Below are 22,766 nucleotides of genomic sequence, written 5' to 3'. Positions count from 1 at the left end.
CTGCGTCACTAAGGTCCTTGCCAACCGAGGAGGACGGAGCAAAAAGCCGATGAGCGGAGTTTCAGTGACCAAGGACACCGAGGACGCTGCACCCGCGGCCGGCGACCTGGTCGTGCTGAGCAACGTCAACAAGCACTTCGGCGCGCTGCATGTGCTCCAGGACATCGACCTGGCGATCGCCTCCGGCGAGGTCGTGGTCGTCATCGGGCCGTCGGGGTCCGGGAAGTCCACGCTGTGCCGCACGATCAACCGCTTGGAGACGATCGACTCGGGCGCGATCACGATCGACGGGAAGCCCCTGCCCGAGGAGGGCAAGGAGCTGGCGCGGCTGCGTGCCGATGTCGGCATGGTCTTCCAGTCGTTCAATCTCTTCGCCCACAAGACGGTGCTCGAGAACGTGATGCTGGGCCAGCTCAAGGTCCGCAAGACGGACAAGCAGGCGGCCGAGGACAAGGCGCGTTCGCTGCTCGACCGGGTGGGCGTGGCGACCCAGGCGGACAAGTACCCGTCACAGCTCTCCGGCGGCCAGCAGCAACGTGTCGCGATCGCGCGGGCGTTGGCGATGGACCCCAAGGTCATGCTGTTCGACGAGCCGACGTCCGCGCTCGACCCGGAGATGATCAACGAGGTGCTGGAGGTCATGCAGCAGCTCGCCCGCGAGGGCATGACCATGGTCGTCGTCACCCACGAGATGGGTTTCGCCCGTTCTGCGGCGAACCGGGTCATCTTCATGGCGGACGGGAAGATCGTCGAAGAGGCCACGCCCGACCAGTTCTTCAGCAACCCGCGCAGTGACCGGGCCAAGGACTTCCTGTCGAAGATCCTTCACCACTGATTGAGCCTTCAGCGCCGGTCCCGGGACCGGCCGATCACTCACATCGCGTCAACTCTAGGGAATTTCACCATGCAGCTTCGTAAGGTCACCGCCGCCTCGGCCGCCGTGCTCGCTCTCGCCCTGACCGCCACCGCCTGTGGTTCCGACGACAAGGACGACTCGTCCGGTTCGGGCGGCGGCAAGAAGATCACCATCGGTATCAAGATCGACCAGCCGGGTATCGGCCTGAAGACCCCGGACGGCAAGTTCACCGGTTTCGACGTCGATGTCGCCACGTACGTAGCCAAGGAACTGGGCTACGACGCCAAGGACATCGACTTCAAGGAGACCAAGAGCGCCGACCGTGAGACGTCGATCGAGCGCGGTGACGTGAAGTTCATCGCCGCCTCCTACTCGATCAACGACGAGCGTCTGCAGAAGGTCGACTTCGCGGGCCCTTACCTCCTCGCCCACCAGGACATCCTGGTCCGTGCGGACGAGAAGTCGATCAAGTCGCCGAAGGACCTGAACAACAAGAAGCTCTGCTCCGTCGCCGGCTCGACCTCGGCGCAGAACATCCACGACACGCTGGCCCCGAAGGCTCAGCTCCTGGAGTACGGCGGCTACTCCGAGTGCCTGACCGGCCTGGAGAACAACGCCGTTGACGCGCTGACCACGGACGACAGCATCCTGGCCGGCTACGCCTCGCAGGACACCAACAAGGGCAAGTTCAAGCTGGCCGGCTTCAAGATGACCAACGAGAACTACGGCATCGGCCTGAAGAAGGGCGACGCCGACCTCAAGAAGAAGATCAACGCCGCGCTGACCAAGATGGTCTCGGACGGTTCGTGGGAGAAGGCCGTGAAGGCCAACTTCGGCCCGGCGAACTACAAGAACGAGCACGCCCCGAAGATCGGCAACGTCGTCAAGTGAAGCAGGGCTGACCGGGCGCGCCGCCACTGACGGCGGCGCGCCGTGCCCTCCTACACGCGGAAGCGCGGGAGATCGTGTTCGACTTTCTTGATGGTTACGACCTGCTGGGGGCCTTCTGGGTGACGGTGCAACTCACCGTCTACTCCGCCCTCGGCTCCCTCATATGGGGAACGCTGCTGGCCGGCATGAAGGTCAGCCCGGTCCCCTTGATGCGCGGTTTCGCGACCGGCTATGTGAACGTGGTCCGGAACATTCCGCTGACCGTGATCATTCTCTTCTCCTCCTTGGGCCTGTTCCAGACGCTCGGCATCACTCTCGGCGTCAGTGACTTCACCGACATCAACTTCCGGCTCGCCGTGCTCGCGCTGAGCGCCTACACCGCGGCGTTCGTGTGCGAAGCGCTCCGGTCCGGTATCAACACCGTCCCGGTCGGCCAGGCCGAGGCAGCGCGCGCCCTCGGTCTGAGCTTCACCCAGGTACTGCGGCTGATCATCCTCCCGCAGGCCTTCCGCTCGGTCGTCAATCCGCTGTCCAACGTGCTGATCGCGCTGACCAAGAACACCACCGTCGCCTCGGCGATCGGTGTGGCGGAGGCCTCGTACCTGATGAAGGGCATGATCGAGAAGGAGGCGCAGCTGATCCTGATCTCGGCCGTCTTCGCCTTCGGCTTCATCGTCCTGACCCTCCCGACCGGCCTCATCCTCGGCTGGGTGAGCAAGAAGGTGGCGGTGAAGCGATGAGCTCCGTCCTCTATGACGCCCAGGGACCGCGCGCCAAGCGGCGGAACATCCTGTACACAGTCCTGTTCGTGCTCGTCGCCGCGGCCGTCGTGTGGTGGGTCTACGACGGCCTCGCGTCCAAGCACCAGCTCGACTGGATCAAGTGGAAGCCCTTCTTCACCAGCTCCCAGCCGTGGGAGACGTACATCTGGCCGGGGCTCCAGAACACTCTGAAGGCTGCGTTCTTCGCCCTGATCATCGCTCTCCCGCTGGGTGCGCTGTTCGGGATCGGCAGGCTCTCGGACCACCGGTGGATGCGGATGCCTGCCGGTGTGGTCGTCGAGTTCTTCCGGGCCATCCCGGTTCTGATTCTGATGATCATCGCGAACGCGGTCTACTCCGAGTACACGAACATCAGCACCGACACCCGTCCGCTGTACGCCGTCGTCACGGGTCTGGTGCTCTACAACGCCTCGGTGCTCGCCGAGATCGTGCGGGCCGGCATCCTGACGCTCCCCTCGGGGCAGACGGACGCGGCCAAGGCGATCGGCATGCGCAAGAGCCAGACCATGGTCTTCGTGCTGCTGCCGCAGGCGGTCACCGCCATGCTGCCCGCGATCGTCAGTCAGATCGTGGTGATCGTGAAGGACACCGCTCTCGGTGGCGCGGTGATGACCTTCCCCGAGCTCCTGGCATCGGCCCGGCCGATGGCGGCGAACTACGGCGCGAACACCATCGCGTGCTTCACGATTATCGCCGTGATCTACATCGCGCTGAACTTCACCCTCACCTCGTTCGCGAGCTGGCTGGAGCAGCGGCTTCGGCGCGCGAAGAAGAGCACGGGCGCTGTCGTGGGCACCGGCCCCGGGGGCGACTTGGAGACGATCGGTGCGCCGTCGCTCAACATTGATGACGGGCGCGCCGTCTGACGGCTGATCAACAGAGGTCCCCGAGGGGCGGTGGCGCATCCGCCACCGCCCCTCGCCGCGTTCCGGTGTCACTTGACGCACGCACCGGCAGTAGGTTGCATACGTTCTGTGATCGCGCTCCGAGCCCCCTCCGCCGCCGCATCCTCTCCGCCGCCGTCCTTGACCCCCTGGGCCCTTCCCGCCCGTTCACTCTGCTCGTGCGCCTTCTCGCGTCCGGCCGCACACGTTCCGGGGGCCACGCCGTGGACCCGGTGATCATCGTCGGTGCCGGGCCGGTCGGCCTGGTGCTGTCGCTCGCCCTCGCCGCACAGGGCGTGCCGTCCGTGCTGCTCGACGAGGACCCGGGCAGGGACGAGACGCGCCCCGCCCGGACGGTCGTGCTGCGTGAGGACACGGCCGCCCTGGTGGAACGGCTCGGCTGCAAGACGCTCCAGGACGAGGGCCTCCGCTGGTCCGGCTGGCGGTCCATGCGGCGCAAGCAACTGGTCCGCGAACTGCCGCTCGGCGAGGGCCCTTGGGAGCCGCCGGCCGCACCCGTGCATGTGCCGCAGCACGCGCTGGTACGCGGGCTGCGGGACGCGGTGGCCGCGCAGGAGCTGGTGCAGACGGCGCGGCACAGCCGGATCGACACGCTGGAGCAGGATCCGGCCGGGGTCACCGTGCACACCAGGGAACCCGGTTCCACCTGGTGGCGCGGGAGCTACCTGGTCGGCTGCGACGGAGCCCGGTCCACCGTGCGCAAGCTCCTCGACATCCGGTTCCCCGGGCGTACGGCGGTGGAGCGGCATGCCGTCGCCGCGCTGCGCACCGAGCTGCCCTGGCCGGGCGAGGCCGTGCTGCACCGGCTGCCGCCGTGGCGCACCGGGGGCGCCGAGGTGACCGCACGGCCGCTGCCGGACGACGTCTGGCGGCTGGACTGGCTGCTGCCGCCCCGTGGCGAGCTCGTCACGCCCGACGTGCTGGTGTCCAGGGTCCGGGACACCCTGGCCGGCTGGTGCGGCGAGACACCGCCGTACGAGCTGCTGGACACCGGCGTCTACACGCTGCACCACCGGCTCGCCCGGCGGTGGCGGGTGAAGCGGGCCTTCCTGGCCGGGGACGCCGCGCATCTGCTGGGCGCCCTCGGCACCCAGGGGCTGGACGAGGGGCTGCGGGACGCCGAGAACCTGGCCTGGAAGCTGGCGCTGGCCTGGCACCACGGTGCGAGTGACGTACTGCTGGACAGCTACCAGGCCGAGCGGCGGGCGGCTGTCGCCTCGCGGCTGCGCGCCGCCGACCAGTCGCTGCCGATACTGCGGGGCGGCGGCGGTCTGCGGACCCTGGTTCCGGGGAGCGCACGGGGGCACGATTCGCTCTTGACCGACGGACATCTGGGCTGTGGCCCCCTCGGTGCGCCCCCCTCGTACTCTCTGTCCCCCCTTGCACCCCCGCGCGCCGAGGCGCACACATCGGTGGGTACGCCCCCCGGTGCGCCGGTCGCCGATGTGCGGGTGACGGCACCGGACGGCACACCCGTACGGCTTCGGGACCGGCTGGGGCAGGGGCAGCTGCTGGTGGTCCTGGTGGCCCCCGGTACCGGAGTGTGGGACCGGCGGCACTGGATGCGGGCTGGAGTCATGCCCCGCCTGGTCGAGGCGGTCGACGCCCTTCCGGTGAAGGGTGAGCTGCTGGTGACCGAGAGCTATCCGGGAGCGTCCGCTCACACGGTTCTGCTGGTCAGGCCGGACGGTCACCTCGTGGAGTCGTTCAGCGGCGTACGGCCGGCGGAGCTCCTCGCGGCGGCGGACGCGGCGCGCGGCGGCGGCGCCCGCACCACCGAACGCTCCGATCACACCGCAGACATCAATTGACCCCCCGCAGGCGCACATGGTCTACTCCGGAACATGACCGACACCGATGTGCGCCTGTGGCGGAGGGTCCATATGGACCTGCTCCGCTATGCGGGCTGCGTGTGTCGCCCGTCCTGCTGAATCGCCTCCTCCTGCTCCGCCGTGCGTAACGACGTACCGCAGGGCATCCACGCGAACTCTCAGGACGGTCTCCGTGTCTGCTTCACCCAGCCCTGTTCCCGTACGCACGTCCGCCCCCGCCTCCGCTCCGAGCGCCGCGGAACTGCTCGACTTCGTCCGCCGTACCGCCGCGGACGCCGACCTCATCGCCTCGCTCCCCCTGGACCCCGAGGGCCGGACCTGGATCCGGCTCGACGGACCGGGCGGCAGTGAGGCCTGGCTGATCGGCTGGCCGCCCGGCACCGGCACCGGCTGGCACGACCACGCCGACTCGATCGGCGCCTTCCTGACCGCGAGCGGCACGCTCAAGGAGCACTCCCTCGCGGCGCGGCTGCCCACCGACGGCTGGAAGACCCTGGAACTGACCGAGGACATCGACCGGTCAAGGAAGTTGACGCCCGGTCAGGGCAGGGCCTTCGGCAAGCACCATGTGCACGAGGTGTTCAACGAGTCCGACGCGGAGCACGCCGTCTCCGTCCACGCGTACTACCCGCCGCTCCCGCAGATCCGGCGCTACAGCCGCACGGGCGCCGTGCTCCGGCTCGAGCAGACCGAAAGCCCGGAGGACTGGCAGTGAGCGACGGACCGCACGACGGTACGGAACGGGTCGGGATCGACGAGCTGCTGGAGCGGGTCCGGTCCGGTTACGAGCGGCTCGGCCCCGACGAGGCCAAGGCAGCGGCCGCCGAGGGGGCCCTGCTCGTCGACATCCGGTACGCGGAGCTGCGCAACCGGGACGGGCTGATCCCGGGCGCGCTGGTCGTCGAGCGCAATGAGCTGGAGTGGCGGCTTGACCCGCGGGGCAGCCATCGCGCGGCGGAGGCGGTGAGCCACGATCTTCAGGTCGTGGTGATCTGCAACGAGGGCTACGCGTCGAGCCTCGCCGCCGAGTCGCTGCACCGGCTCGGTCTGCACCGGGCAACCGATCTGGTCGGCGGCTTCCAGGCCTGGCGCGCGGCTGGGCTCCCGGTCGACGTGTGACGGGTCGGCGGGGCCCGGCGCCGGGCCCCGTCACGGGCCCGGCGTGGCCGCCACCACCGGACGGGCCTTCAGCGCCAGTCTGCCCGGCAGTGCCGTGGCGATCAGCGTCAGCAGCGCCGCGACGCCCACCACCGTCGCGTACACCAGCGGCAGGACGGCCGGCGCGGCCCCACCCGTCACGCCCGTGCTGAACGCGGTCAGCACGGCAAGGGCGATACCGCTGCCGAGAACGGCCGCCATCAGGAGGACCGACACCGCCTCGATGCGCAGCATCCGCAGCACCTGCCGGCGTGTGGCGCCGGCCAGCCGGAGCAGCGCGAACTCCCTGAGCCGTTCGGACACCGACATGGCGAGCGTGTTGACGACCGCGATGGCGGTGAAGGCCAGGACGAGGCCCATGGCGAGATGGTTGACCTCGGCGTTCTCCTGCTGCCGGTCCGCCTGGAGCCGGTCGGCGGTCTTCGGGGCCATGACGGTGACACCGGGGAACTCACTTACGGCAGCCGCCAGTTCGCCGCGGGAGGCATCCCCGGACACCAGGACGGTGGAGGCCAGCGGGTTGTCCATATGGCCTGCTACCGGATCGTGCGGCAGCGTCAGGTCACCGAAGCCCAGGCCCCGTCGGTAGACGGCGGCGACCGTGAAGGTGGCCGGGGTCCCGTCGCCGAGGTGCAGTGCCAGCTTGCTGCCGTTGTGCAGGCCGAGCCGTTCGGCGGCGAGTTCACTGATCGCGGCGGCCCGCGGGTCCGCGGTGAACGCGGCGATCGAACCGCTCGTCACGGCGGGGTCCCAGGTGCGGGCGAGGCCGGCCGCGGTGACTCCCTGGGCCTGGTACTTGTCGAGCCCGACCCGGACCGTCGTCCGGACGATCTCCGTGGCGGCGGTGACACCGGGTGTCCCACGGACGGCGTCGGCGGCACCGGACGGCACACCGGGACCTTGTGCGCCCAGCACCCAGGCAGCGCGGGTGCCCTCGCGGGCCTGCGCCAGAGCGGCGTCGCCCAGGGTCGGCTGGATGAAGAGCACCGTGCACGTCATGCCGATGAGCAGGGTGAGGGGGGTGACGACGGAGGCCATCCGGTTGGAGTTCCCACGAATGTTGGCGGTGGCAAGCGCCCCCATGGGGCCGGCCGGCCGGAGCACCACCGCCAGCAGGGCGGCCGCGCCCCGTACGAGGAACGGGCCCAGGAGCGACACCGCCGTGGCCAGCACCACCACGGCGAGGAAGGTCACGGGGGTCGAGGCGGCCTCGGTGCGCAGGATGCGGAGTACGGCGACCAGTACGCCGCCGCCGACGAGCAGTACCAGACCGGCGACGGTCCGCATCCGTGCCGGACGGGCGCGCTCGACCGCGGCTTCGGCCATGGCCTCGGCCGGGCGGAGCCCCGCGATGCGACGGCCGGAGATCCGGGCGGCGGCCCAGGCACCGATGAGGGTGACGGCCAGGGCCGCGCAGGCCGGGAGGACGCCCGCCGTCCGCTCCAGGGTCGCCGGGACGGCCCCGGTGTCGATGAATCGACCGTGCAGCCAGCCGGCGAGCGGCAGCCCCGCCAGTGCCCCCAGCACTCCGGCGGCGGCACCGACCACCAGGGCCTCGCGGCCGAGCAGGCGACGGATCTGCCGGGAGGTGGCGGCGATGGTCCGCAGGAGGGCCAGTTCACGGTGGCGCTGCTGGATGGAGAGCGCGAAGGTTCCGACGACGACGAGCACGGCGACCAGCAGGGAGGTACCGCCCATGGCCGCGCCCATGGAGACGAGCTTGACCCGGGCACCCGCCGCGTCCAGGAACTCGACCGGCCCCCGGTCGTCACCCGTGGAGACCCGGGCGGTCGTGCCCTGGAGTGCCTGCGCGACCTGTTCCTTCAGCCGGCCGATGTCCGTGCCGGATACGGGCAGCACGCCGAACGCGGTGACCTGGCCGGGGCGGGCGGCGAGCCGCTCGGCCTCCGCTGTGGAGAAGAACAGTGAGGTCTGCTGCCGGAGTTGGCCGTGCCCGTCGGGGGCCGCGATGCCGCTGACACGGTACGTGCGAGGAGCCCGGGTGGACTGGACGGTGAGGCGGTCACCTGTCGTGAGCCCCGCCCGCTCGGCGAGGCCCCGGTCGATCACCACGTCGTCGGGGGCGGTCGGCGCACGGCCCGCGGTGAGGGCGAACGGGGTGAGCGGGGCGGAGTCCCAGGCGTGGCCGTAGGACGGCGGACCGGCTGTCCCGTCGCCTGCCGGGAGGCCGAGCGGCTGGGCGAGAAAGGTCAGCTCGGGCACGACCGCCCGGACACCCTCCAGACCGCGGAGCCGGCCCGCGTCGTCGGCGGGGAGCCAGGCGCGTTCGGCAACGGGCTTCGCCTTGTGCTTGACCTTGGTCTTTCCGTTTCCCTTGTGCTTGACGACGGTTTGGTGGACGTCCTGGTCGGCCGAGACGAGGAGCGGCGTCGCGGCGTAGCGCTCGGTGGCGATGTGCCCGCGCAGACCGGTCTCCAGCAGGGTGCCGCAGGCGGTGACGAGGGCGGCGGCGCACATGAGGGCCAGCAGCGCTCCGAGGAAGCCGCCCTTGCGGTGCCTGATCGTCCGCAGTGCGTAGCGCAGCATCATGGTGCGACCGTCTCTCTTCCGTTGTCGTCGTCCGCGGTGTCGTCGCCGCCGTCGCCTGTCACCCGACACCCTGCTCCGTGCACCACCCCCTGTGCACTGGAGCGTTCCGCCGTCTTTCGGAGGGGGCTTTCCCCCGCATCGAGCGCGCTCCCGGCCCAGTGATCCGTCGCGACACACCCGTATGGCCTCGCTCCGGTGGAGCGGACCCCGTGCGGGACCGACATTCGCCTCAACGACAAGGACCGCTATGACGGGGAGCCAGCACCGATGCCGACCACCGCCCTCACCCCCGACGAACTCGACAGCCAGGCCGCTCGCCTCCACGACACGGCTGCGTGGCGGCAGATCGTCACGGGCTGGGACCTCACCGCGCCGGCCCCCGGGCGTCCCGCCCCCGGCCCGGTGCACCCCGCCCCGGCCGGCCATGAGCCGGTGCCGATGCCGGTACCGGAGCAGCCACGGCCACTGGAGCCGTCTCAGCCGCTGGACCTGTCACAGCCGTCGCATCCCTCGTATCCGGCGCAGGAGGGCTCGGGCGACTGGCGTGATCTGCTCTCCGTGCCGGTCGATCAGCTGATCGCGGACACGGTCCGCGCTCTGCCCGCCGCCCCGCCGCACGAGCGCCCGCTGCCCGGGCGCCTCGGTGCGGTCCTGCCCGACCGGCTCCACTCCTGGCGGCGCATCGGGCAGCCCGAGGTACCGCCCTCCATCCATCTGGCCCATGCGCGGCAGATCCTGACCGAGTGGGGCTGGCAGAACACCCCGTACCGGCTTCGCAACGCGCGGGGCGCCCGCTGCGTCTGCGGCGCCATGCTCACCGCGCACCGCCTGGGCTATGGCTCCGTCGAGACCGTCGACCGGGCCGGGGCGTGGCTGATCACCGAACTCCGCTCCCGGGGCTGGACCGGGCTGATCGGGCCGTGGAACCGCTGTCCGGGGCGCACCGCAGCGGATGCCGTCGCCCTGATCGACGCCACCATCAGCCGCGCCGCCCGCGCCGGGCAGTGAGCCCCAACGGCTGCCGGCTCCCGCCGCGGCCCCGCAGCCTCGCCCGCCCGCACCTCCCCCACGGGGCGCGGGTGGCGTGGGTGGCCGGAGGGGCGGGTCGGTGGGTCCTCCGCCGGCCGACTCCTCAGACGGCCTGAGCCGCGGCAGGCCGGAGGCCTCCGTTCAGAAGGGATCGTCCAGCCCTTCGGTGTTCTCGCCCTCTTCTTCGAGTGCCTGGCGCACCACGCGCAGGGCCATTCCCTCCCCGTATCCCTTGCGGGCGAGCATGCCCGCGAGGCGCCGCAGCCGCTTGTCGCGGTCCAGGCCCCGGGTGGAGCGGAGTTTGCGCGCGACGAGTTCGCGCGCCGTCGCCTCCTCCTGGTCCGGATCGAGCCGGCCGACCGCCTCGTCGATCACGGCCGCGTCCACTCCCTTGGTCCGCAGCTCACGGACGAGGGCGCGGCGGGCGAGCCCCCGGCTGTGATGCCGGGATTCCACCCAGGCGTCGGCGAAGGCCCCGTCGTCGATCAGCCCGACCTCCTCGAAGCGCGAGAGCACTTCTTCGGCGACCTCGTCGGGGACCTCCCGCTTGCGCAGGGCGTCCGCGAGCTGTTGGCGGGTGCGCGGATTGCCGGTGAGCAGGCGCAGGCAGATGTTCCGCGCCTGCTCCACCGGGTCTCGCGGTTCCCCCTTCTCGGCCCTCGACGAGGAGGGGGAACCGCTGCTTCTGGAACGGGAGCGGGCACTGCGCCCGGCCCCCTCACCGAATCCGGTGCCCGAGCCCCTGCCTCCGCCTCTGCCGTAGCCGGCCCCGGTCGCCGGCTCGTAGGGGAGATCGGACTCGTCATCGGAGCCGGTGGTGTGTCCGGCGGCGGATTCGGGGCCGGGACCCGCGCCGGATTCGGCGGCGCTGCCCGGCCACTCCGTACGACGCGTCACGGCCTAGCTCTTGGCCGCCGCCGTCTTGGCCGGCTTGGTCTTGCCGGCCGCTGCTGTCACCGGCTTCGCCGCACCGTCGGCCGGTGCCGAGGCGGCCGTGGCCGCGTCCGCTCCGGGCTCGGCAGGTGTCGCGTCGGGCCGCACACCGACACCCAGCTTCTCCAGGATCTTCTTCTCGATCTCGTTGGCGAGATCGGGGTTGTCCTTGAGGAAGTTACGGGCGTTCTCCTTGCCCTGGCCGAGCTGGTCGCCCTCGTACGTGTACCAGGCGCCGGCCTTGCGCACGAAGCCGTTGTCCACGCCCATGTCGATCAGACCGCCCTCGCGGCTGATCCCCTGGCCGTAGAGGATGTCGAACTCGGCCTGCTTGAACGGGGGCGCGACCTTGTTCTTGACGACCTTGACGCGGGTGCGGTTACCGACGGCGTCGGTGCCGTCCTTGAGCGTCTCGATCCGTCGGATGTCGAGGCGCACCGAGGCGTAGAACTTGAGCGCGCGGCCACCGGTGGTGGTCTCCGGCGAGCCGAACATCACGCCGATCTTCTCGCGGAGCTGGTTGATGAAGATCGCGGTGGTCTTGGACTGGTTGAGCGCGCTGGTGATCTTGCGGAGCGCCTGGCTCATCAGACGGGCCTGCAGACCCACGTGCGAGTCACCCATCTCGCCCTCGATCTCCGCACGGGGCACCAGGGCCGCGACGGAGTCGATGACGATCAGGTCGAGGGCGCCCGAGCGGATCAGCATGTCCACGATTTCGAGGGCCTGCTCACCGTTGTCCGGCTGGGACAGGATGAGGTTGTCGATGTCGACGCCGAGCTTCTTCGCGTACTCGGGGTCGAGGGCGTGTTCGGCGTCGATGAAGGCCACCGTGCCGCCGAGCTTCTGCGCGTTCGCCACGGCGTGCAGCGTCAGCGTCGTCTTACCGGAGGACTCCGGTCCGTACACCTCCACCACACGGCCGCGCGGCAGGCCGCCGACGCCGAGCGCGACGTCGAGCGCCGTCGAACCGGTCGGGATCACTTCGATGGGCTCGTTCGGCCGCTCGCCCAGGCGCATGACCGCGCCCTTGCCGAATTGCCGTTCAATCTGTGCGAGTGCGGCGTCCAGCGCCTTCTCGCGGTCGTTTCCTGCCATGGGTTCCACCCGATTTGCTTGAGTCGATCGCTTCACGTCTCAGACGCTAACCCCTGCCACTGACAATGGGCCTCGACGTCCTCCCGGCCTGTGGACAACTCCACGGCCGAGTCCGGCAAAACCGGGCCGGAATCCCATGAGAACGGATGTTCGATTTTGGTGTCAAGCGCACCACGCCGCCCAGGTTCGCACGCCGCCACCCCTTCCGGTGCGAGCCGAGCGGGGGCGGTGTAGAGAGGAGTCATGTCGCAGCGCCTCGCAGGGCTCCGCCGGTCGGTGCGAGCGAGTCATGGGTGGGTCGCCGTCCCGGTCGCGTGGATACTCGCGGTGTCCGTGATCGACGTTCTCGCGCCGCCCGACATCCATCTGGGGCCGCTGCTGGTCGCGGCCCCGGCGATCACGGCATCGTTCGGCGGGCCCCGGACGGTGGGGCTGGTCGCGGCGCTGGCCGTGGTCGCGCAGACGGTCATCGGGCTGCTGCGTGACACGGACCATTTGCTCTCGGCCAACCACCAGGCGCAGATCGTCGCCCTGGTGCTGGTCGGCACCAGTCTGGTCGTCTTCTGTGTGCTGCGGGAGCGGCGAGCCAGAGAACTGACGCAGGTGCGGTACGTCTCCGAGACGGCTCAGCGGGTCGTCCTGCGACCGCTGCCCGAGCGGCTGGGGCCGCTGCGCGTCGCTTCCTTCTATCTCGCCGCCGAGGCCGAGGCCCAGATCGGCGGGGATCTGTACGCGGCGGCTCGTACCGCCTCCGGCACCCGGCTGATCGTCGGCGACGTGCGGGGCAAGGGGATGACGGCCGTCGGTGACGCGGCCCTGCTGCTCGGCACGTTCCGCGCCGCGGCCCGCCGCCAGGCGACTCTGGGCGAGCTCGTGACCTATCTCGACGGAAGCGTCTACTGGGACCCGATGGAGCCGGGCGGGGCGGACCGCTCGGGCGAGACCTTCATCACCGCCACCGTCCTGGACATCCCCGACCGGGACGGCCGGGTCGAGATGATCGTCTGCGGGCACCCGCCGCCGGTCGTCCTGCGCGACGGCCACCCGAAGACGATGGACGTGCTCCACCCGGCGCCTCCGCTGGGCCTGGGCGAACTGACGCATCCGGACTACCACGTGGACAGCTTCACGTTCGAGCCGGGAGACCTCCTGCTGCTGCACACGGACGGTGTCACCGAGGCCCGTGACCCCAGCGGCACGTTCTACCCACTCACCGAGCGCATCACCGGCTGGACCGAGAACGACCCGGGCACCTTCCTCCGCCGCCTCCGGCGCGATCTGCTGCACCACGTCGGCGGACACCTCGACGACGACGCCGCCGTCATCGTCGTGCAGCGGCCCGCCACGCCGGGCGCCTGATCAGCCCCGCCGGGGCACCCCGGAAGCGCGCGGGCGGGCCGCTCAGGAGCCCGCCCGCGCGGGCGGGCCGCTCAGGAGCCCGCCCGCGGCCCCGGGGGTCCCTGCGGCTCCTCGCCGCCCCTCCCCTGCCCGCCGCCGTCCTCCGGGGCCTGCCAGAGCCGGCGAAGCCGTGCGGAGACGGGCACGCCGCGCCGCCACTGGTGCTGCCCCTGCACCCGCGGGTCGTCCGTGACGTCGTACCGCTTCACATAGGCGCCGAGGAAGGCCTGCAGCGTGGCCACGGCCGGGATGGCGATCAGCGCGCCGACCGCCCCCATCAGCGCCGTACCCGCGATCACCGAGCCGAAGGCGACCGCCGGGTGGATGTCCACGGTCCTGGAGGTCAGCTTCGGCTGGAGCACATAGTTCTCGAACTGCTGGTACACCACGACGAACCCCAGGACCCAGAGGGCGTACCAGGGGTCGACGGTGAAGGCGATCAGCATCGGCAGGGCGCCCGCCAGATACGTGCCGATCGTGGGGATGAACTGTGAGACGAGTCCGACCCAGACCGCGAGCGCCGGAGCGTACGGCACCTCGAGAGCCGCCAGCAGGATGTAGTGCGCGACTCCGGAGATGAGCGCCATCAGACCGCGCGAGTAGAGATAACCGCCGGTCTTGGCGACCGCGATCTCCCAGGCCCGCAGCACCTCGGCCTGGCGGGAGGGCGGGAGGACGGAGCACAGCCCGCGTCGCAGCCGGGGCCCGTCGGCTGCGAAGTAGAAGGAGAACAGGAAGATCGTCAGTAGCCTGAACAGGCCGCCGAGGACCGTGGTCGACACGTCGAGCACACCGGTCGCGCTGTTCTGGACGTACTTCTGCAACCAGTCGGAGTGCAGGAGGCTGTCCTGCACCTCGACCCGCGAGAGCTCCGTGTGGAAGGTCTGGTTGACCCAGTTGATCACCGAGTCGAGGTACTTCGGGAAGTCCTCCACCATGTCGACGATCTGGCCCGCGAGCATCGAGCCGAGCAGTACGACAAAACCGGCTCCGGCGATCATGACGGCGAGGAAGACCAGGAAGGTGGCCAGGCCCCGGCGCATGCCCGCCGCCGACATGCGGCTGACCGCGGGCTCGATGGCGAGCGCCAGGAAGAAGGCGATCAGTATGTTGATCAGCAGACCGATGAGCTGGTCGAACGCCCAGCTGCCGAGCCGGAAACAGGCGTAGAGCGCCAGCGCCATCACCATCGCACGCGGCAGCCAGCCGGGCATGCGGACCGGCCCGGTGCCGGCCGGCGGGGCCGATGGCCCGACGGGCGGGGTGAGGGGCGGCTGGGTCTGAGCGGTGTCGTCTGTCGGTGCCACGGAGCCAGTCTCGCCTACTGCGCCGACAGCCCGGCGCGCACCCCGGGCAACCGCCGGCCGCCGCAGGGCGTTGAACTGCGCGTCAGCGCTTGTCCGCGGGAATGCCGACCGCTGTGCAGACCCCGCGCCAGACGTCCTTGGCTTCCCAGCCGGCGGCCAGCGCCTCGTGCACCGTGCGTCCGCCGAGCTCGGCCATCACGTGGTCGCGCGCGAAGGAGTCGGCATAGCCCGCGCCGAAGTGGTCCGCCATCCGTTCCCAGAAAATCGTCAACCGCATGCCCTCAGTATCCCGCTCCTGAGAGTGCAGCCGGGCCGCCTGCCCTTGCCGAGAGCGCTCGGCGGCCTACGGTCGGTCCATGGCTGGAACCGGAGAAACTCCCCTCAACCGTGCCGAGCAGTTCATCTGGCTCACGGCCCGTGTCCTCGAACAGCGGCGGTTCGCCCATCACTTCCTGAAAGGAGGTGCCGATGCCGTGGAGACGGCGCTCGCCGCCTATCTCAATGAGGACGGCGGGTACGGTCACGCGCTCGAACCCGATCTGCGCGGCCCCGTCAGTCAGCCGCTGCACACGGCCCACGCGCTGAGCGTCCTCGACTCCATCGACCGCTGCAACGGTCTCCGGGTGGAGAGGATCTGCCGTTTCCTGACCGACGTGTCGACGAAGGAGGGGGCGCTGCCCGCCCTTCTTCCTTCCCAGCGCGGGTATCCGGCCGCGCCGTTCATCCCGGTCGTCGACGACCCGCCGGCCGAACTGCTGGCCACCGGTCCCGTCGTCGGGCTGCTCCACCGCAACGCGGTGTGGCACGCCTGGCTGTTCCGGGCCACCGACTTCTGCTGGGCCTCCGTGGACGCGCTACAGGTGTCGCATCCCTACGAGATCGAGGCCGCTGTCGCCTTTCTCGACGGTGCCCCGGACCGGCCGCGGGCCGAGGCCGCGGCCGACCGGCTGGGGCGCCTGGTGCGTGACCAGCGGCTCGCCGTGCTGGACCCGGAGCAGCGGGCCGAGTACCCGGTGGCAGCCGGTTACGCGCCCGGCGAGCAGCACTTCCCGTACGACTACGCCCGGGCCCCGGAGTCCCTTGCCCGCAGGTGGTTCACCGACGCGGAGATGGATCTCTCGCTGGATCACCTGGCGGCCGGGCAGGAGGCGGACGGCGGCTGGCCGGTGACCTGGCGGCAGTGGGCGCCGGGAACCGCGCTGGAGGGGCGCCCGCTGGTGACGCTCAGGGCCTTGCAGACGCTGCGGGCACACGGGCGCGCACTCGGCTGACAGGTCCCCGCCCGCGTGCTCGTGGGTTCAGCCGAGGGCGCGCACCCCCGCGGTGACGACGACGGCGGCGCCCACCACCACGAGGAAGGGCGCGCGCAGGACGAGTGTGAGGGCCGCCGCCGCGAGGCCCGCGCCCCGGGCGTCCAGCACGAGCGACTGCCCGTCGCCGAAGGTCTGCTGCGCGGTCAGGGCGGCCAGAAGTGCCACCGGCAGCAGCGCGGCGAGGCGTTGCACGAGGGGGCGTTCCAGGGCCCCCGCGGGCACCAGGAGCCCGAGGAGCTTGGCGAGGTAGCAGCCGGCGGTGGTCAGTGCGATGGCGATCCAGACGTTCATCGGCCGTCCTCCGGCATGGTCGTACGCGTGTTCTTCGTGTCCTTCGTGGCCTTCGGGCCGTGGTCCTTACCGCGTCCCCTCATAAAGAGGACGACGGGTGCGGCGAGCGCGGACACCAGTACGGGCACCCCTGCGGGGAGCAGCGGCAGCAGTCCGAGGGCGAGGACGACCGCGAGCCCGGCGGTGACGCGCTCCGTCGTGCTCCTCAGCATCGGTGCGAGCAGGGCGAGGAAGACGGCGGGGCTGGCCGCGTCGAGCCCCCAGGCGTCGGTGTCCCCGAGCGCCTCGGCACCGAGGGCGCCGACCAGCGTGGTGAGGTTCCACAGCACGTAGAGCGTGAGCCCGGTGACGGTGAACCCGATCCGCGCCGCCCGCCGGGTGGGCTGGGGCAGCGTCACGGCCGTCGTCTCGTCGATGACCCAGTGGGCGGCGAAGGGGCGCACGGCACGCGGCAGGGCGAGCAACTGAGACAGCCGCAGCCCGTAGAACGAGTTGCGTACGCCGAGGAAGAAGGCACCGGCAGCCGCGGTGTACGGATTGCCGCCCGCGGCGAGGGCGCCCACCAGGGCGAACTGGGAGGCGCCGGTGAAGACGAGGAGGCTGAGCGCACACGTCTGCAGCAGGCTCAGTCCGGCGCCGGCCGAGGTGACGCCGAAGGCGAAGCCGGAGAGCCCGACGGCTACGCCGACACCGAGCGCGTCACGCACGACGGCCGCGTCCGGCTTGGCCCCGGCGGAGATCGCACTGCCTCCGGCCGGTTCGCCGGGGCGCTGAAGAGGTGTTGTCTGTTCTGCCACGTCCCGGACGCTACCGGGGCTGTCCGGGTCCGGTCTTGTACGTTCTTGCACGTTCGCGCTGGTAGGCGCCCGGCGGCACCCCCACGATCCGGGTGAAGTGGCGGTTGAGGTGCGGCTGATCGGTGAAGCCGACCTCGGCGGCGGCCACGGCGGGGGCCGTGCCCGCGTCGAGCATCCGGCGCGCACGCCGCACCCGGGCGTCGGTGAGCCAGGTGTGCGGCGGCATTCCGTACTGCGTCCTGAAGGCTCTCAGCAGGGCGAACGGGCTGGTGCCGAGCTCGGTGGCCAGTGCCTCCAGGGTGGGCGGCGCGACCATCCGGCTCTCCAGCACGGCACGGGCCCGCGCCGCGTCCCGCGCGCCCGCCGCCCGGGGTGCGGGGGCCGCCAGAGCGCCGCCGTGCCGGGTGAGCAGGCGGGTGACCAAGGTCCGCAGCACGCTGTCCGCCGCCAGCGCGTTGCCCTCCTCCGCCGCCCGGTGGACCTCGCGTACGAGCCGGGCCGCGTACGGATCGGTCACGCTGGTCTCCGTGAAGCCGACCGTGCCGCGCAGGTTCGTCGTATCGGCCGCGATGTCGCTGATGACCTGGGCGGACGGGTAGAGCGTCGCGTACACCCAGCCTTCCGGGACGCCGGCCCTCGCGGTGTGCGGCACCTCCGGATTGATCATGACGACGGAGCCCGGTCCCGCGTGTACGGTGCCGCCGGGCAGCGCCACGTCCTCGATGCCCTGGGTGACCGCGCCGAAGACGTAGCCCTCGTGACTGTGACGCGGAAACGTGTGGCGGACGTAGCGGGCCCGGAGCAGGTCGAGGTCGGGCAGTTCCGCGTACTGCCAGTGCCTCGCCCACTCCGCCGCTCCCGCCATACCCGAATTCTCGCAGCTCGCGGCCGTTGTCAGTGGCGGGGTGCACGATGGGGGACATGACCGGCTCCGCACTCGATTCGTTCTCCTCCGCGACCCGCAGTTGGTTCACCGGGGCCTTCAGCGCGCCGACGGCCGCGCAGGAGGGTGCCTGGCGGGCGATCGGTGAGGGGTCGGACGTCCTGGTCGTGGCGCCGACGGGATCCGGCAAGACCCTGGCCGCCTTCCTCGCCGCCCTCGACCAGCTGACGGCGGTCCCGCCGCCCGCCGAGGCGAAGAAGCGCTGCCGGGTGCTCTACGTGTCGCCGCTCAAGGCGCTCGCCGTCGACGTGGAGCGCAATCTCCGCTCGCCGCTCACCGGCATCCGCCAGGAGTCGGTGCGCCTGGGACTGCCCGAGCCCGAGGTGCGGGTGGGAATCCGTTCGGGCGACACCCCGCCGGCCGAGCGCCGTTCGATGGCGACCAGGCCGCCGGACATCCTGATCACCACCCCCGAGTCCCTCTTCCTGATGCTGACCTCCTCGGCGCGGGAGGCGCTCGCGGGGATCGAGACGGTGATCCTGGACGAGGTGCACGCCGTCGCGGGCACCAAGCGGGGCGCCCATCTCGCCCTGTCGCTGGAGCGCCTCGACGAACTGCTGCCGCGGCCGGCCCGCCGGATCGGCCTGTCCGCCACCGTCCGTCCGGTCGACGAAGTGGCACGGTTCCTCTCCCCGCAGCGGAGGGTGGAGATCGTCCAGCCGCCGTCCGCCAAGCAGTTCGATCTCTCGGTGGTCGTGCCGGTCGAGGATCTGGGTGAGCTCGGCGGCTCCCCCGCCGCCGACACGGACACCGCGGGCCAGGCGGACAAACCGTCGATCTGGCCGCACGTGGAGGAACGGATCGCCGACCTCGTCCAGGCGCACCGCTCCACGATCGTCTTCGCCAACTCCCGCCGCCTCGCGGAACGGCTCTGCAACCGGCTCAACGAGATCGCCTACGAGCGCGCCACCGGCGAGACCATGCCGGAGGCCCACTCACCCGCCGAGATCATGGCCGAGTCGGGTGGTGCGAAGGGGGCACCCGCCCTGCTCGCACGGGCACACCACGGTTCGGTCTCCAAGGAGCAGCGCGCCCAGGTCGAGGAGGATCTCAAGGCGGGCAGGCTGCCCGCGGTGGTCGCCACGTCCAGCCTGGAGCTGGGCATCGACATGGGCGCGGTCGACCTGGTGATCCAGGTGGAATCGCCCCCCTCGGTCGCTTCCGGACTGCAGCGGGTCGGCCGGGCCGGGCACCAGGTGGGCGCGGTGTCCACCGGGGTCGTCTTCCCCAAGTACCGGGGCGATCTGGTGCAGGCGGCGGTGGTCACCGAGCGGATGCGCGAGGGCTCCATCGAGGCGCTCCGGATCCCGTCCAATCCACTGGACGTGCTGGCACAGCAGCTGGTCGCGATGGTCGCCCTGGACAGCTGGCAGGTGGACGACCTGCTGGCCGTGACCCGCCGGGCGGCCCCCTTCGCCTCGCTCCCCGAGTCGGCGTTCACCGCCGTGCTCGACATGCTGGCCGGCCGCTACCCGTCCGACGCCTTCGCCGAACTGCGCCCGCGCGTGGTCTGGGACCGCATCGCCGGTACGGTCACGGGCCGTCCCGGCGCCCAGCGGCTCGCGGTCACCTCCGGCGGCACGATTCCCGACCGCGGGCTCTTCGGCGTCTTCCTCGCGGGCGCCGACCCCAAGAAGGGCGGCGGCCGGGTCGGCGAGCTGGACGAGGAGATGGTGTACGAGTCGCGGGTCGGCGATGTCTTCACGCTGGGCACCACGTCCTGGCGGATCGAGGACATCACCCGCGACCGGGTCCTCGTCTCGCCCGCGCCCGGCGTCCCCGGACGGCTGCCGTTCTGGAAGGGCGACCAACTGGGCCGCCCGCTGGAGCTGGGCCGCGCCCTGGGCGCCTTCCTCCGCGAGCTCGGCGGGCTGTCCCCCGAGGACGGCAGGGAACGACTGCTCGCGGCGGGCCTGGACACCTGGGCCGTGGACAACGTCCTGTCGTACATCGACGAGCAGCGCCGGGCCTGCGGGCACGTACCGGACGACCGGACGATCCTCGTCGAGCGCTTCCGGGACGAGCTGGGCGACTGGCGGGTCGTCGTGCACTCCCCTTTCGGCGCCCAGGTGCACGCCCCCTGGGCGCTCGCGCTCAGCGCCCGCCTCGCCGAGCGGTACGGCATGGACGCCCAGGTCATGCATGCCGACGACGGCATCGTGCTCAGGCTGCCCGACGCCGACATGATGGGTCTGGACCTCCTCGACTTCGACCCGGTGGACCCGGCAGGGGCCGCCGGATCCGGCGGCCCGGCACCGGCCCCGTTGTCGAACGCCGCCCACGACAGCGATCAGCCCCCGGTCGGCGCCGCCGATGTCGCCTTCGACCAGGGTGAGATCGGGCAGCTCGTCACCGACCAGGTCGGCGGCTCCGCCCTGTTCGCCTCGCGGTTCCGCGAGTGCGCGGCCCGTGCGCTGCTGCTGCCGAGGCGCAGCCCCGGCAAGCGCACCCCGCTGTGGCAGCAGCGCCAGCGGGCCTCCCAGCTCCTCCAGGTCGCCTCCGAGTTCGGCTCGTTCCCCATCGTTCTCGAAGCGGTCCGCGAATGCCTCCAGGACGTCTTCGACGTTCCCGGACTCACCGAGGTCATGGGGGATCTGGAGGCCCGCCGGATCCGCCTGGTCGAGGTGACGACGCAGGAGCCGTCGCCCTTCGCCCGCTCGCTCCTGTTCGGCTATGTCGCACAGTTCCTCTACGAGGGCGACTCCCCCCTCGCCGAGCGGCGGGCCGCAGCGCTCTCCCTCGACTCCCATCTCCTGGCCGAGCTGCTGGGCCAGGCGGAGCTGCGCGAACTGCTCGACGCCGATGTCCTGACCGAGCTGGAGCGGGAGCTCCAGTGGCTGACCGAGGACCGCCGGATCAAGGATGTCGAGGGCGTCGCCGATCTGCTGCGGGTCCTCGGCCCGCTCACCGCCGCGGAGCTCGTCGAGCGCGGGGCCGAACCCTCGTGGGCGCAGGAGCTGGCGTCGGCCCGGCGCGCCATCCGGGTCCGGATCGGCGGCGGCGAGCACTGGGCGGCGATCGAGGACGCGGGCCGACTGCGCGACGCCCTGGGCACAGCGCTCCCGGTCGGCGTCCCGGAGGCCTTCACCGAACCGGTGAAGGACCCCCTCGGCGACCTCCTCGCCCGCTACGCCCGGACGCACGGCCCGTTCACCTCCACGGGTGCGGCCGCCCGCTTCGGCCTCGGCATCGCTGTCACCGATGGCGCGCTGCAACGGCTCGCGGCCTCGGGCCGGATCGTTCAGGGCGAGTTCCATCCCGCCGGGATCGGCCAGGAGTGGTGTGACGCCACCGTGCTGCGGCGGCTGCGGCGCCGTTCGCTCGCCGCGCTCCGTCATGAGCTGGAGCCCGTCCCGCCCGCCGCCCTGGCGGGCTTCCTGCCCCAGTGGCAGCACCACGGCAACAACAGCCTGCGCGGAATCGACGGACTGGCCCGTGCCATCGAGCAGTTGCAGGGCGCTCCCGTTCCCGCGTCGGCCCTGGAGAAGCTGGTCCTGCCCGGTCGCGTCACCGGATACTCCCCCGCCCTCCTGGACGAGCTGACCACCACCGGTGAGGTCGTGTGGGCCGGTGCGGGCGCCCTCCCCGGCAAGGACGGCTGGCTCTCCCTCTACCTGGCCGACAGCGCGCCCCTGCTCCTGGCTCCACCGCGCCCGCTCGAACTCAGCGCACTGCACGAGTCCGTGCTCACCGCCCTCACCGGCGGATACGGGCTCTTCTTCCGACAGATCGCCGATCAGGTCCGCGCCACCACACACCCGGACTGCACCGATCCGCAACTGGCGGACGCCGTCTGGGACCTCACCTGGTCGGGCCGGCTCACCAACGACACGCTCGCACCGCTGCGTTCGCTCCTCGGCTCCGGACGCACAGCGGGATCGACCGCGCACCGCGCCCGGCGGAACGTGCCGCGTGGCCGTTACGGCTCGCTGACCGCCGCGGCCCGTCCCGCCTCGCGCACCGGCCCGCCGACTGTGTCGGGCCGGTGGTCCCTGCTGCCCGCCCTCGAACCGGAACCCACGCACCGGGCCCACGCCCTGGCCCGCACCCTCCTGGACCGGCACGGCGTGGTGACCCGGGGTGCGGTCCAGGCCGAAGGGGTCGAGGGCGGGTTCTCCGCCGCGTACCGGGTGCTGTCCGCCTTCGAGGACAACGGTCAGGCACGCCGCGGCTATGTCGTGGAGGGGCTGGGGGCCGCGCAGTTCGCCATGGACGGCGCGGTCGACCGGCTCCGCGCGGCCTCCACCGCCCGCGACCGTACGGAACCGGGTGCGCCGCCTCACGCCCTGGTCCTGGCTGCGGCCGACCCGGCCAATGCCTACGGTGCCGCCCTGCCGTGGCCCGAGCCCCCGGAGGGTGCCGGGCACAAGCCGGGCCGCAAGGCGGGCTCCCTCGTCGTCCTGGTCGACGGCGAGCTGACGCTGTACATGGAACGCGGCGGGAAGACGCTGCTGGCCTGGGCCACCGATCCGGAGGACGCCGCGCTCCGGGCGGCCGCGGCGGCCCTCGCCGCCGCGGCCCGCGCCGGAGCTCTCGGCACGGTGACGGTGGAGCGCACCAACGGCGCCTCGGCGCTGACCTCGCCACTGGGCCGCACGCTGGAGTCGGCCGGGTTCCTCGCCACACCCAGAGGCCTCCGTCTCCGCGCCTGACCACCACCCGCCCCCGCACCGCACGCCCGCA

Annotated in this window: 20 protein-coding genes; 12 read left to right on the top strand and 8 right to left on the bottom strand. The window is 71.5% G+C overall.

The window, feature by feature from the left end; all coding sequences use genetic code 11:
• Nucleotides 1–49: 49 nt before the first annotated feature.
• From ACFVJX_RS02610 to ACFVJX_RS02575, 8 genes are all read left to right on the top strand, one after another.
• Nucleotides 50–835 (top strand): amino acid ABC transporter ATP-binding protein, encoded by a 786-nt coding sequence (locus ACFVJX_RS02610; protein ID WP_384131331.1) that lies wholly within the window; start codon nt 50–52, stop codon nt 833–835.
• Between the two features lie 69 nt (nt 836–904).
• Nucleotides 905–1,747 carry a glutamate ABC transporter substrate-binding protein gene (locus ACFVJX_RS02605; protein ID WP_384131333.1) on the top strand — a complete coding sequence of 281 codons (843 nt, stop codon included), beginning with the start codon at nt 905–907 and terminating at the stop codon, nt 1,745–1,747.
• A 74-nt stretch (nt 1,748–1,821) separates the two neighbouring features.
• Nucleotides 1,822–2,487: an amino acid ABC transporter permease gene (locus ACFVJX_RS02600; protein ID WP_384131335.1), complete on the top strand. Its 666-nt coding sequence runs from the start codon at nt 1,822–1,824 to the stop codon at nt 2,485–2,487.
• Nucleotides 2,484–3,395 carry an amino acid ABC transporter permease gene (locus ACFVJX_RS02595; RefSeq protein ID WP_384131338.1) on the top strand — a complete coding sequence of 304 codons (912 nt, stop codon included), beginning with the start codon at nt 2,484–2,486 and terminating at the stop codon, nt 3,393–3,395. The genes ACFVJX_RS02600 and ACFVJX_RS02595 overlap by 4 nt, the downstream gene beginning before the upstream one ends.
• Nucleotides 3,396–3,637: 242 nt before the next feature.
• Nucleotides 3,638–5,245 (top strand): FAD-dependent monooxygenase, encoded by a 1,608-nt coding sequence (locus ACFVJX_RS02590; protein ID WP_384131421.1) that lies wholly within the window; start codon nt 3,638–3,640, stop codon nt 5,243–5,245.
• Between the two features lie 33 nt (nt 5,246–5,278).
• Nucleotides 5,279–5,365: a putative leader peptide gene (locus ACFVJX_RS02585; protein ID WP_311307652.1), complete on the top strand. Its 87-nt coding sequence runs from the start codon at nt 5,279–5,281 to the stop codon at nt 5,363–5,365.
• 73 nt (nt 5,366–5,438) lie between these two features.
• Nucleotides 5,439–5,981, top strand: a complete 543-nt coding sequence (locus ACFVJX_RS02580) for a cysteine dioxygenase (protein ID WP_384131340.1) — start codon at nt 5,439–5,441, stop codon at nt 5,979–5,981.
• Nucleotides 5,978–6,385: a rhodanese-like domain-containing protein gene (locus tag ACFVJX_RS02575; RefSeq protein WP_384131343.1), complete on the top strand. Its 408-nt coding sequence runs from the start codon at nt 5,978–5,980 to the stop codon at nt 6,383–6,385. Before ACFVJX_RS02580 ends, ACFVJX_RS02575 begins: the two co-directional genes overlap by 4 nt.
• Before the next feature lie 30 nt (nt 6,386–6,415).
• Here ACFVJX_RS02575 and ACFVJX_RS02570 read toward each other — a convergent pair whose 3' ends face one another.
• Nucleotides 6,416–8,974 (bottom strand): FtsX-like permease family protein, encoded by a 2,559-nt coding sequence (locus tag ACFVJX_RS02570; protein ID WP_384131344.1) that lies wholly within the window; start codon nt 8,972–8,974, stop codon nt 6,416–6,418.
• A gap of 267 nt (nt 8,975–9,241) precedes the next feature.
• On the opposite strand from ACFVJX_RS02570, the gene ACFVJX_RS02565 reads away from it, so the two are divergent.
• Nucleotides 9,242–9,982 (top strand): hypothetical protein, encoded by a 741-nt coding sequence (locus tag ACFVJX_RS02565; RefSeq protein WP_384131347.1) that lies wholly within the window; start codon nt 9,242–9,244, stop codon nt 9,980–9,982.
• A gap of 162 nt (nt 9,983–10,144) precedes the next feature.
• On the opposite strand, the gene recX is transcribed toward ACFVJX_RS02565, so the two are convergent.
• Nucleotides 10,145–10,900 carry a recombination regulator RecX gene (gene recX, locus ACFVJX_RS02560; RefSeq protein WP_384131349.1) on the bottom strand — a complete coding sequence of 252 codons (756 nt, stop codon included), beginning with the start codon at nt 10,898–10,900 and terminating at the stop codon, nt 10,145–10,147.
• 3 nt (nt 10,901–10,903) lie between these two features.
• The gene (recA, locus tag ACFVJX_RS02555; protein WP_384131352.1) at nt 10,904–12,034 is read right to left on the bottom strand and encodes a recombinase RecA; all 1,131 of its coding nucleotides are present in this window, start codon (nt 12,032–12,034) and stop codon (nt 10,904–10,906) included.
• Nucleotides 12,035–12,277: 243 nt separating this feature from the next.
• Between recA and ACFVJX_RS02550 the strand changes: the two genes are divergently transcribed.
• The gene (locus ACFVJX_RS02550; protein WP_384131354.1) at nt 12,278–13,393 is read left to right on the top strand and encodes a PP2C family protein-serine/threonine phosphatase; all 1,116 of its coding nucleotides are present in this window, start codon (nt 12,278–12,280) and stop codon (nt 13,391–13,393) included.
• Between the two features lie 71 nt (nt 13,394–13,464).
• Here the strand turns inward: ACFVJX_RS02550 and ACFVJX_RS02545 are convergent, their stop codons facing one another.
• Nucleotides 13,465–14,646: an AI-2E family transporter gene (locus ACFVJX_RS02545; RefSeq protein ID WP_384131424.1), complete on the bottom strand. Its 1,182-nt coding sequence runs from the start codon at nt 14,644–14,646 to the stop codon at nt 13,465–13,467.
• 175 nt (nt 14,647–14,821) lie between these two features.
• Nucleotides 14,822–15,016, bottom strand: a complete 195-nt coding sequence (locus tag ACFVJX_RS02540) for a DUF3046 domain-containing protein (protein ID WP_073737752.1) — start codon at nt 15,014–15,016, stop codon at nt 14,822–14,824.
• Nucleotides 15,017–15,095: 79 nt separating this feature from the next.
• Here ACFVJX_RS02540 and ACFVJX_RS02535 point away from each other — a divergent pair, with 79 nt between their 5' ends.
• Nucleotides 15,096–16,010: a hypothetical protein gene (locus ACFVJX_RS02535; protein ID WP_384131357.1), complete on the top strand. Its 915-nt coding sequence runs from the start codon at nt 15,096–15,098 to the stop codon at nt 16,008–16,010.
• Nucleotides 16,011–16,037: 27 nt separating this feature from the next.
• Here the strand turns inward: ACFVJX_RS02535 and ACFVJX_RS02530 are convergent, their stop codons facing one another.
• The 3 genes from ACFVJX_RS02530 to ACFVJX_RS02520 are packed head-to-tail and all read right to left on the bottom strand — an operon-like array spanning nt 16,038 to nt 18,005.
• A complete protein-coding gene (locus ACFVJX_RS02530; RefSeq protein WP_384131360.1) occupies nt 16,038–16,343 on the bottom strand; it encodes an AzlD domain-containing protein in 306 nt (101 codons plus the stop codon).
• On the bottom strand, nt 16,340–17,140 hold the full coding sequence (locus ACFVJX_RS02525) for an AzlC family ABC transporter permease (RefSeq protein ID WP_384131362.1): 801 nt from the start codon (nt 17,138–17,140) through the stop codon (nt 16,340–16,342). Before ACFVJX_RS02525 ends, ACFVJX_RS02530 begins: the two co-directional genes overlap by 4 nt.
• 10 nt (nt 17,141–17,150) lie before the next feature.
• The gene (locus tag ACFVJX_RS02520; protein ID WP_384131365.1) at nt 17,151–18,005 is read right to left on the bottom strand and encodes an AraC family transcriptional regulator; all 855 of its coding nucleotides are present in this window, start codon (nt 18,003–18,005) and stop codon (nt 17,151–17,153) included.
• A 56-nt stretch (nt 18,006–18,061) separates the two neighbouring features.
• Here ACFVJX_RS02520 and ACFVJX_RS02515 point away from each other — a divergent pair, with 56 nt between their 5' ends.
• Nucleotides 18,062–22,735, top strand: coding sequence for a DEAD/DEAH box helicase (locus ACFVJX_RS02515; RefSeq protein ID WP_384131368.1), 4,674 nt, complete (start codon nt 18,062–18,064; stop codon nt 22,733–22,735).
• Nucleotides 22,736–22,766: the final 31 nt, after the last annotated feature.

This window comes from Streptomyces sp. NPDC127177 (genome assembly GCF_042672475.1).
Taxonomy (GTDB): Bacteria; Actinomycetota; Actinomycetes; order Streptomycetales; family Streptomycetaceae; genus Streptomyces.
This window is presented reverse-complemented; position numbering and strand designations above follow the sequence as displayed.